The 8,783-nt window shown below is 71.6% G+C and carries 13 protein-coding genes; 5 read left to right on the top strand and 8 right to left on the bottom strand.

Features of this window, described 5'->3' with window-relative positions:
* Positions 1-241: hypothetical protein (locus GTW43_RS36365; RefSeq protein WP_161306240.1), on the top strand; the 241-nt coding region annotated here is incomplete at its 5' end.
* A 38-nt stretch (positions 242-279) separates the two neighbouring features.
* On the opposite strand, the gene GTW43_RS36360 is transcribed toward GTW43_RS36365, so the two are convergent.
* Positions 280-690, bottom strand: coding sequence for a nuclear transport factor 2 family protein (locus GTW43_RS36360; RefSeq protein ID WP_161306239.1), 411 nt, complete (start codon positions 688-690; stop codon positions 280-282).
* Between the two features lie 52 nt (positions 691-742).
* Positions 743-1,096, bottom strand: coding sequence for a hypothetical protein (locus GTW43_RS36355; protein WP_161306238.1), 354 nt, complete (start codon positions 1,094-1,096; stop codon positions 743-745).
* Between the two features lie 205 nt (positions 1,097-1,301).
* Between GTW43_RS36355 and GTW43_RS36350 the strand changes: the two genes are divergently transcribed.
* The gene (locus tag GTW43_RS36350; protein ID WP_161306242.1) at positions 1,302-2,150 is read left to right on the top strand and encodes a helix-turn-helix transcriptional regulator; all 849 of its coding nucleotides are present in this window, start codon (positions 1,302-1,304) and stop codon (positions 2,148-2,150) included.
* A 49-nt stretch (positions 2,151-2,199) separates the two neighbouring features.
* Here GTW43_RS36350 and GTW43_RS36345 read toward each other — a convergent pair whose 3' ends face one another.
* Together GTW43_RS36345 and GTW43_RS36340 are read right to left on the bottom strand one after the other, a co-directional pair.
* Complete coding sequence (locus GTW43_RS36345; RefSeq protein ID WP_161306237.1) at positions 2,200-3,633, bottom strand: MFS transporter; 1,434 nt, start codon at positions 3,631-3,633, stop codon at positions 2,200-2,202.
* Positions 3,634-3,738: 105 nt separating this feature from the next.
* The gene (locus GTW43_RS36340; protein ID WP_161306236.1) at positions 3,739-4,341 is read right to left on the bottom strand and encodes a PASTA domain-containing protein; all 603 of its coding nucleotides are present in this window, start codon (positions 4,339-4,341) and stop codon (positions 3,739-3,741) included.
* Between the two features lie 172 nt (positions 4,342-4,513).
* Between GTW43_RS36340 and GTW43_RS36335 the strand changes: the two genes are divergently transcribed.
* Positions 4,514-5,071: a hypothetical protein gene (locus GTW43_RS36335; protein WP_202502379.1), complete on the top strand. Its 558-nt coding sequence runs from the start codon at positions 4,514-4,516 to the stop codon at positions 5,069-5,071.
* A gap of 50 nt (positions 5,072-5,121) precedes the next feature.
* Here GTW43_RS36335 and GTW43_RS36330 read toward each other — a convergent pair whose 3' ends face one another.
* A complete protein-coding gene (locus tag GTW43_RS36330) occupies positions 5,122-5,643 on the bottom strand; it encodes a proline dehydrogenase (protein WP_161306235.1) in 522 nt (173 codons plus the stop codon).
* A gap of 187 nt (positions 5,644-5,830) precedes the next feature.
* Here GTW43_RS36330 and GTW43_RS36325 point away from each other — a divergent pair, with 187 nt between their 5' ends.
* Positions 5,831-6,337, top strand: coding sequence for an HD domain-containing protein (locus tag GTW43_RS36325; RefSeq protein WP_161306234.1), 507 nt, complete (start codon positions 5,831-5,833; stop codon positions 6,335-6,337).
* Between the two features lie 48 nt (positions 6,338-6,385).
* On the opposite strand, the gene GTW43_RS36320 is transcribed toward GTW43_RS36325, so the two are convergent.
* The 3 genes from GTW43_RS36320 to GTW43_RS36310 form a co-directional block, all read right to left on the bottom strand.
* Positions 6,386-6,871 carry a pyridoxamine 5'-phosphate oxidase family protein gene (locus GTW43_RS36320; protein ID WP_161306233.1) on the bottom strand — a complete coding sequence of 162 codons (486 nt, stop codon included), beginning with the start codon at positions 6,869-6,871 and terminating at the stop codon, positions 6,386-6,388.
* Between the two features lie 169 nt (positions 6,872-7,040).
* The gene (locus GTW43_RS36315; RefSeq protein ID WP_161306232.1) at positions 7,041-7,247 is read right to left on the bottom strand and encodes a hypothetical protein; all 207 of its coding nucleotides are present in this window, start codon (positions 7,245-7,247) and stop codon (positions 7,041-7,043) included.
* Positions 7,248-7,474: 227 nt separating this feature from the next.
* Positions 7,475-8,062: a dihydrofolate reductase family protein gene (locus GTW43_RS36310; protein WP_161306231.1), complete on the bottom strand. Its 588-nt coding sequence runs from the start codon at positions 8,060-8,062 to the stop codon at positions 7,475-7,477.
* A gap of 315 nt (positions 8,063-8,377) precedes the next feature.
* Between GTW43_RS36310 and GTW43_RS36305 the strand changes: the two genes are divergently transcribed.
* The coding region (locus GTW43_RS36305; protein ID WP_161306230.1) for a M20/M25/M40 family metallo-hydrolase at positions 8,378-8,783 on the top strand (406 nt) is incomplete at its 3' end.

Below are 8,783 nucleotides of genomic sequence, written 5' to 3'. Positions count from 1 at the left end.
CGCCGAGGGGCGGTTGATCGCGGACGGCACGTTCACCAGCGAGGCCCTGGCCCGTGAGTTCGACGACCGGCTCGCCAGTGACGACCTGGCCCGGCTCCTCACCGCGCACCGGCTGCGGGGGCTGGTGATGCGGGAGGGCGTGCTGCGCCTGGGCTTCCAGGAGCCCCGCCCGACAGCCGAACAGCCCGGCGTGGTCGTCGAGATCAGCCGCCTGGTGCTGCGGCTCATCGGCGGACGGTAGCGCAGGGGCGCGGCCGCGCTCTCACACCCGCCGCGCCCTCACTCCGGCCGCGCGCCCAACGGACGCCGCCGGGCGGTGATCGTGCGGTGACTGATGCGCCAGCCGTGCGCGGTGGACACCAGCACGTCCTCGTACGTGACACTGCCGGCCGTCCCGTCCGCGCGGATGCCGATCCCTTTGGACAGGGCCCGCACCTGACCGTCGTCCCCTTCGCTGACGACGATGTTGGTGACGTGATGGCCCACGGGGTTCGCGTCGCCGAGCGCGAGAGCCGCCGCCCGCACGGCCTCGACGCCCCGCAGCGGCTCGGCTCCGAAGTCCGTCACGTCGTACACCACGTCGTCGGTGAACAGTTCGTCCAGCCGGTCCAACTCCCCCGCGTCACACAGGTGACCGTGCAGCGCGATCACGTCGGAGATGGCCAGGCGGTCCTCGGTGGTCAGTGCCATGAACATCCTCACGCAGAGCGTCTCGGGCGGCGATCGCAGGAACTGCGGTCCCTCAGCGGAACTCGTGGACCACCTGGATCCTGCCGACGATACGGGCGTTGAACTCGTCCAGCTCCTCGGCCGGTACCCAGAGTTCGAGGATCGTCCTGCCGCCCGCCTGCCGGACGGGGTAACGGCTCAGGAACTCCGCGTCGACGTCGAAGCGCGTGACGTAACCGACCCCGCTGTGCTTCACGTTCCAGTCCCGCGCGATCCTGATCGCATAGTCCTCGTTCAGAACCGGGTAGAAGATCGGCTGCTCCGGCAGCCGGGGCGGCCAGGCCCGCCAGTCCGACTCCCGCACGAGCGCCAGCTCCTCGGGGCCGGTGGGGCGCCACAGGGTGGTCGTCTCGCGTGGACTGGTCATCGGACGTCGCTCTCCGGTGGAACGGAAGGGGGCACCGCCGGTGGGGCGGGCCGCGGGTCGGTCAGGACGATACCTGCCGCACAGGCTCGGCAGCCATGGCGTTTCCGTCGCGCTCACCCATCACGACCCGAGCTTTCCGGTGCAGTTCGTCCCCGAGTTCCGCGAGTGGATCGCCGCGACCGGACGGCCGTGCCGAGCTGGAGGAATGTACCCGTCTTCCGCTCTGGGTGAGTTCCTGAAGTCCAGGCGCGCTCGGCTACGGCCTGAAGAGTTGGGTCTGCCCGGCGGCCTGCGACGGCGGCGGGTCGCAGGACTCCGCCGCGAAGAGCTGGCTCCGCTCGCCGGAGTGAGCGTCGGCTACTACACCCGGCTGGAGCAAGGTCAGGCGCCCAACGTCTCGGATGAGGTACTGGACTCCCTGGCCCGCACCCTCCGCCTGGACCCTGTTGAACGACGCCACATACACCGGCTGGCGCGCCTTCCCCGGACGCGGGAGCCGGCACGGCCCGAAGCCGCACGCCCGGACCTCACGCACATGGTCGGGGCGCTGACCGACGTCCCGGCCATCGCCGTCGGCCGCTGCGGCGACATCCTCGCGTGGAACCCGCTCGCACACGCGCTGCTGGCTCCGCACTGGCCGTTCGCGCCGGTCGGGCAGCTGCCGAACTTCGTTCGCATCGACTTCCTCGAGCAGGACTTCGCACAGAGCCTGTACGGAGACTGGGCCGCCAAGGCACAGGACGACATCGCCTACCTCCAGGTGTCCGTCAGCAACTTCCCCGACGACCAGCGTCTGCGGGCGTTGATCGCGGAGCTGAAGGAGCGCAGTCCCCAGTTCCGAGCCATGTGGTCCGAGCACCCGGTGAGCAACTGCGCCACCATCGAGCGGGAGTACCGCCATCCTCAGGTGGGCGCCATGACCCTGACCGCCGCGCTGCTGCGTCCTCCCGACGACGAGGGGCAAGGGGTGACGACGTTCCAGGCAGAGCCCGGGTCCGTGTCTCAGGAACGGCTGCGCCGCTTGGCCGGGCTCACTTCAGGCACCGCTGTGTAGGTCGATCCCATCGGCCTGCACCCCGGACACCCCCTGCGGTGCAGTGGGTTCAGGCAGGCAACACCTCGGGGGTCCGGGCCACTTCGGTACGCCGCAAGGCCCTGCCGCCCACGAACGCGCCGATCAGCGCGACTCCTCCCGCGACGAGGAACGCCGTATGGAGCCCACCCAGCGTCGCCGACCTCTGCGTGGTCGCGTGAGCCAGCGCCGCGGAGCGGGCAGCGACGACGGCGGTGAGCCCGGCCACGCCGATCGACCCGATGAAGGTCGGCATCTGGGCCAGGCTGCCGGCCACGCCCTGGTCCGACGCGTCGAGACCGGACGTGATGGTACTGACCACAGCCACGACGGTCAGCACGTGGCCGAAACCCATGGCAGCCGAACTCGTCAGCAGCAGAGCCAGGTTGCCCTCCACCGGCAGGAGCGCCATGGTCAAGGTCCCCAGCCCCTGTACCGTCAGGCCGAGAGCCACAGCGGCCCCCGTTCCGCGGGCGCGGATCAAACGTGCGGCACCGGTACCGGCGGCCAGGGCGGCCACACCCTCCGCAGTGAAGCCGAAGCCCGTCTCCAGCGCGGTCCAGCCCACCACCTGCTGCATGTAGATGCTCAACAGCAGCGTCGCCCCTCCGCACATCCCGAAGGTGACCAGCCCCGTCAGCATGCCCCACTTGACCGTCGGACGGCGCAGCAGCCGGAGCGGCACGAGCGGCTCGGCATGGCGCGCCTCAACGGCGAGGAACCCGCCGAGAAGGACCATCGCGCCGATCAGCGCGCTCAGAGTCGGCAGACTGAGCCAGCCTGCGGTGCCGCCCGTGCTGATCCCGTAGACGAGAGCGAACAGGCCGCCACTGGCCAGTACGGCGCCCGGCACGTCGAGCCGGGCGGAGAGCGCCTGCCGTGACTCGGGAACCGCTGCGGCAGCGCCGGTCAGGACGAGCAGGCCCATGCCGAAGAGGATGAGCATGGTCCAGCGCCAGCTCAGTCCGCTGGTGACGACTCCCCCGCCGATCGTGCCGATGACGAAACCCAGCGACAGCAGTGCACCATTGACGCTCAGCGCTCGCGTGCGCTGCGGTCCTTCGGGGAAGGCGGCTGTCATGAGAGCCAGTGCCGTCGGTCCGATCGCCGCCGCGGCGATACCCTGGCCGACTCTGGCTGCGACGAGAAGTGCGGCGCCGGGGGCAAGGCCCGCGAGGAGCGAGAAGCCCGTGAAGGTGCTCACTCCGGCGATGAACAGCCGTCGCCGGCCGGTGATGTCGGACAGCCTCCCGAACAGCGGCATCAAGGCAGCCGTGGGCAGCAGGCAGCCGGTCACCACCCATTGCAGGGCGTCCGGCCCGTCGAAGCCGAGGCTCCGGCCGATCTCCGGCAAGGCGACGGTGATGATCGAGTAGTCGAGTCCGGTCATGAAAGTGGCGCCGCACAGGGTGAGGAGAATGGTCCACCCGCGCGCACCGAGGGGCATCTGTGGGGAATCGGTCATGCGGACCACGATGGAGTGGTGCGCGATGCCCAACCAGCGCCCTGGTGAAGGTACATCTGCCAGATGCAGGCTGGAGCACGTCCGGGGCTCTGCCGCCTGGCCGGCCTACTGCTCCGGGCACGTCCCCTCGGCCACGTACAGCTTGACGTTCTCGTCCGCGTCGAAGTCGCGGCCGGGCCGCGGGGTCTGCTTGCAGACCTCTCCGTGGACGCGTGCGAGGTCCTGGTGGGCGGTGGCGGCGCTGCTCCCGTAGAACACCTCGATGGACCGGCCGTCGTACCCCTTCGACAGCAGTGCGTCGTACGCCTTCTCGAAGTCCTGACCGGTGACGTCAGGGGTCTTGGGGACGGGCACGTGTGCGTCCCAGTGCGTGGGGCACTTCTCGCCGTACGGCACGGCTCCGAGGTCCACGGCCTGCGCACCCTCGTCCTCGCGCGACAGGCAGAACCGCCACCTGTCCAGGTGTTCCGGGTCGACGGTTCGTCCGAGGTCCGTCGCGTCCTGGAGGGAGTAGCCCAGGCCCTTCTCGACCTCGCTCTTCACCTTCACCGGGAGGCTGTCCGGGGGCAGGGACGCCGAGCCGGCGTGTGTGCCGGTGGCTGCGTGCTGTTCGTCGGACGCGCCGGTCGACGAGTCCGAGCAGCCGACGGCCACGACCGCCGCCGCGATCGTGAGCGCCACCCCGCGGGCCATCGGTCTGAGCTTCATCGTGTTTCTCCCGCTCGTTCGCGTGCGTGGCACGGCAGCCCCTGCCCGTGCCGGTGATCCCAGAACCGTACGCGCAGCCGCCGTGCCGCCCCTGATGGGGTCCGCGGCTTCAGCCCCCGGCGCGGCCGATATCGGATCGCGGACGGCGATGGCCGGCTGGCACGCTGCATCCATGGATCATGCGGAAGTGCTGCTCGTCGGAGGGCGTGCGGGTGTCGGCAAGACGACGGTGGGGTGGGAGGTCTCGGCGCTCCTGCGCGCAGCGGAGGTCGCTCACGCGGTCGTCGAGGGCGACTTCATGGGCCAGGTGCATCCGGCGCCCGAGGGTGACCCCCACCGGTCGGAGATCACCGAGAGCAATCTGACCGCGGTGTGGGGCAACTACGCCCGGCGCGGCTACCGGCGTCTGATCTACACGAACACCCTGAGTGTGCTGCCGGAGACGACGGAGATGTTCCGACGTGCCATGGGCCCCGGCGTCGGGATCGTACGCGTCCTGCTCACCGCCTCCGACGCCACGGCGCACGAGCGGCTGGCCGGGCGGGAGCTGGGCTCGGAGCTGGCGCACGAACTGGAGGGAAGTGCCCGCAAGGCGCGGCTCCTCGACCGCCGGACACCGCCCGGGGCCGTGCGCGTGAGGACCGACGGGCGCACCGTCGCGGACATCGCGCGCGACGTCGTCGCCGCCACCGGGTGGACGGACGCCCCCGGCACCGGGCCGACGCGATGACGGTGCCGGACCGGGACATACGGGTCCGGCCCGGCCTCGGCGGTGCGCACTCATCCGCCCACCCGGTCCAGCGTGCGCCGCGCGGTGAGGCGGAAGTCCTTGACCGTCCGGTAGAGGGCACGTTCCCGCTCGGCGGCGCGTGCGAGTTCCTCGGTCTTGCGGACGGTGTCGCCGGCGCGGGCGTACGCGGCCGCGCGCTGCACGACGTGCGACAGGGCGCCGGAGGCCCGCGTGACGTGTTCGGCGGCGTCCGTCACGGCCGCCGGTCCTTCGAGGAGAACGATCTCGCAGGCGCGGTGCACCTCGCGGGCCAAGGAGACGAACCGGTCGGTCAGCGCCTCCACCGCGTCGTGATCCGGCTCGTCCGGACGCAGGGACGCGATGACGGCGTCCATGGCGATGTCCCGGTCGTGGAGCGCGCCGAGATACCGGACGTACGCGTCACGGCGGTGCTGGCGCGCCCACTGGGCGTGCTGCGACCGCGTCTGGGCCCGCCCGCTGACGATCGCTGCGCCCAGCGTGGCGGCGGAGCCCACGGCGGCACCCAGGAGGGCGGTGAGTCCAGCGTCCACGACACCCCCGAACGGCACCGGACCGGCCGTCACCTCGGTCCGGACATGACATCTTTCCGCAACTACCTTATACGGGAGCTTTGTTCGCCATGCGGGAGCACTGTTCGCCGAGGGATGCCCGGACCTCGCCACCGGCATCCAGGCGCGGCACACCCGAGTCGATCACCGGAGTCGAGGAGCAGCAGCGATGAAGTCCGTCGAGGAAGTCGACGCGTGGGCGCAGAGGGCGCATGCCGGGCAGGTCGACAAGATCGGTGTGCCGTATGTCGAGCACGTCCGCGCGGTGGCCGCCGGGCTCGTGCCCTTCGGCGACGAGCTCGTCATGGCGGGTCTGCTCCACGACGTCCTGGAGGACACGGACACGACCGCCGGGGACCTGCTCGGTGCGGGGGTGCCCGCCCGGGTCGTGGAGATCGTCGAGGCCGTGACACATCGGCCCGGCCAGGCGTACGAGGAGAGGATCCGGCGGATCACCGGCGACCCCCTCGCCACGCTCGTGAAGATCGCGGACAACGCGCACAACTCCCGACCGGACCGCGCCGCCGGACTGTCCGCGGACCTGCGCGAGCGCCTCGCGGCGAAGTACCGGACCGCGCGAGCGACGTTGTGGGCGGCGGCCGATCGCCGGGACGTCGAGGCGATCGTCCGCGCGGTCAACCCGGCGCTGTTGGTCGAACTGGACGAGGGCCGCTGAGCCGGAGTTCCCGCCGGGCCGCCCGGGCGCCGGGCGCGGTTGCCGGGGTCAGCCGGCCTTCCTTGCGAGCTCGGCGAGGAACTGCGGGACCCGGCCGGCTCCGAAGTCGTAGTACCGCGCCCACCGCGGCTCGACGGCGATCCGCGCCATGCGGTCGTACAGCGCCCGGCAGTTCCGCTCGAACTCGGCCGCGTACGCCGCGTCGAAGTTCTTCCGCGCGGCCTCGAGATACTCCGGCACCACCCCGTCGACGATCGTCAGATGTGCCACGCCCCGCACCGAGAGCGTCCGCGCCGAGCCCGGGCCGTCCCCGGCGTCGACGGTGAGGGCGATCTCGGGGCGGGCGGTCAGCGCCTTCACCTTCGGGGCCGTGGCGGCGGTGGACATCACGATCTCGTCGCCGGTCCAGAAGATGCCGATGGGGACGACGCGCGGCAGCCCGTCGGGACCCAGGTAGGCGAGGCGCGCCATGGATGCCTGCCGCAGCAGCGCCTCGGCGTCGGTCAGCTCCTGCTCGATCTGCTCGCGGTCCATCGTCCTCGCCGTCCTCTGCGTCGTGCGCGGCCGCTCTCGGCGCGCTCCTGTCTCGGGGACGGAGCCGCCGCACCGATCTCGACACGCGGAGCGGGGATGTGCCGGGAGCGCGGGAAAGCCCGCCCGGTGCGCACCGGGCGGGCCAGACGTTCACGCGCGCGCGGTGGCGTCAGACGTCGTAGTCCTGGTCGAACTTGTCCTGCTGCTGCTGAGCGGCCTCGCGGGCCTGGTCCGAGGACTGCGAAGCGCGGTCGCTCGCCTCGTCCTGGGACTGCGCGGCGCGGTCGCTCGCCTCGTCCTTGGCGCCGCCCATCTGGCTCTTCGCCTTCTCGGCGAGCTCATTGGCCTTGTCCTGGAACTGGTCCTTCATGCCCATGCGGTTTCACTCCTAGGGAGGGTGCGATTGGGGGCATTGCCCAGGTTTGCACGGGTGCTCGACGGCTGCACGTCGATCACCACGCGGCGTGAACCGCCTGGCCACGCGGGTGCTCTCCGGCGTCTTCGCGCGACCTCCTCGCCTGCGCCGCACACGGTCCCGAGGCCCGACGGACCGCGTCCCGCCCGACCGGGATCACCGTGCGTGACAGTGCACGCCGGGCTCTGTCAGCCGACGGCGTCTCCCGCACGGAGCACGCGGTACCGCAGGTGGGTGACGTCCCTGCCGTCGAGTCGACGTACGAGAGCGAGTTCGACGGGACCGGCGCCCAGGTGCTCGAACAGGCGGCGTCCGTCGCCGAGCAGTACCGGCACCAACTGGATGTCCATCTCGTCGAGCAGCCCGGCACGCAGCAGGGCCTGCGCGGCTCCGGCCCCGTGCACCATGACCGGCCGGTCCCCGGCTGCGTCCCGCGCCTGGCGGACGCATTCCTCCACGCCGGTCACGAAGCGCGCGTGGCCGGGTGGCACGTCGTCGGCGTCGGCGTGGTGGGTGAGGACGAGGATCGGCACACCGTCGTGGTGGTCCCCCTTCCAGCGCCCTGCGAGTTCGAAGGTACGGCGTCCGCTGATCACGGCGCCGGTCGACAGCGCTTCGCGGTGGACCTGCCCGTCGGGGCCGTCGGTCTCGCGGTCGTCCAGCCAGGTGAAGAGCCGTCCGCCGCCCGCGCCGAGTTCCTGCCCGGGACGGTCGTCCGGACCGGCGATGTATCCGTCGAGGGACATCGCCATGTACAGCCGGATCGGGGTGTTCATGCCGGCCACTCCCTCTCTCCTCACGATCGCGCCTCTCCTGCTCGATCGCGCTGCTTTCCGCTCGATCGCGCCGCGCCCGCCAGCCGGTTCGGATGGCGCGGCGTACCGGGGCTCGGTCGTCACAGGGCAGACTCCTGCCGCACGCGGGACTCATCGGCGGTACCGCGACCACGGTCCGGTCCCGGCGTGGAGCCGCACCGCAGCACCCCGTGCCCCGGCAAGGCCGGAGTGCGATGATCTCCCCGTGTGGATCACGTCCCCCGGTCCCGGCCGCCCCCACCGCACACGCCCCGCTGGACGACGAAAGGTCTCCCGATGACGCATCCGACGACCACCTCCTGGGACGACCTCGGCAAGGTACGCCCCGCACTGGCGGACCTCTACCGCGACCTGCACGAACACCCCGAACTGTCGCTGCAGGAACACCGGTCGGCGGCCCTGCTCGCCGGTCACCTGCGCACGGCGGGCTTCGAGACCACCGAGCAGGTCGGTGGCACCGGTGTCGTCGGCGTCCTGCGCAACGGCGCGGGTCCGGTCGTGATGCTCCGCGCCGACTTCGACGCCCTGCCGGTCGAGGAGAAGACGGGCCTGCCGTACGCGAGCACCGTGCGCGCCGTCGACGCCGAGGGGCAGGACGTCCCCGTGATGCACGCGTGCGGGCACGACATGCACGCGGCCTGCCTGGTGGGCGCCGCGACCCTGCTCGCGGCCGAGGCGGGCA

The organism is Streptomyces sp. SID5785, from assembly GCF_009870065.1.
Classification (GTDB): Bacteria; Actinomycetota; Actinomycetes; order Streptomycetales; family Streptomycetaceae; genus Streptomyces.
Note: the sequence above shows the minus strand (reverse complement) of the source record. Positions and strands in the feature narration are given on the sequence as shown.

Excerpts from the sequence above, each read along its gene's own strand:
- GTW43_RS36360 (WP_161306239.1), bottom strand. The coding sequence starts at position 690 with ATGGCACTGACCACCGAGGACCGCCTGGCCATCTCCGACGTGATCGCG.
- GTW43_RS36355 (WP_161306238.1), bottom strand. The coding sequence starts at position 1,096 with ATGACCAGTCCACGCGAGACGACCACCCTGTGGCGCCCCACCGGCCCC.
- GTW43_RS36350 (WP_161306242.1), top strand. The coding sequence starts at position 1,302 with ATGTACCCGTCTTCCGCTCTGGGTGAGTTCCTGAAGTCCAGGCGCGCT.
- GTW43_RS36345 (WP_161306237.1), bottom strand. The coding sequence starts at position 3,633 with ATGACCGATTCCCCACAGATGCCCCTCGGTGCGCGCGGGTGGACCATT.
- GTW43_RS36340 (WP_161306236.1), bottom strand. The coding sequence starts at position 4,341 with ATGAAGCTCAGACCGATGGCCCGCGGGGTGGCGCTCACGATCGCGGCG.
- GTW43_RS36335 (WP_202502379.1), top strand. The coding sequence starts at position 4,514 with ATGGATCATGCGGAAGTGCTGCTCGTCGGAGGGCGTGCGGGTGTCGGC.
- GTW43_RS36325 (WP_161306234.1), top strand. The coding sequence starts at position 5,831 with ATGAAGTCCGTCGAGGAAGTCGACGCGTGGGCGCAGAGGGCGCATGCC.
- GTW43_RS36320 (WP_161306233.1), bottom strand. The coding sequence starts at position 6,871 with ATGGACCGCGAGCAGATCGAGCAGGAGCTGACCGACGCCGAGGCGCTG.
- GTW43_RS36315 (WP_161306232.1), bottom strand. The coding sequence starts at position 7,247 with ATGGGCATGAAGGACCAGTTCCAGGACAAGGCCAATGAGCTCGCCGAG.
- GTW43_RS36310 (WP_161306231.1), bottom strand. The coding sequence starts at position 8,062 with ATGAACACCCCGATCCGGCTGTACATGGCGATGTCCCTCGACGGATAC.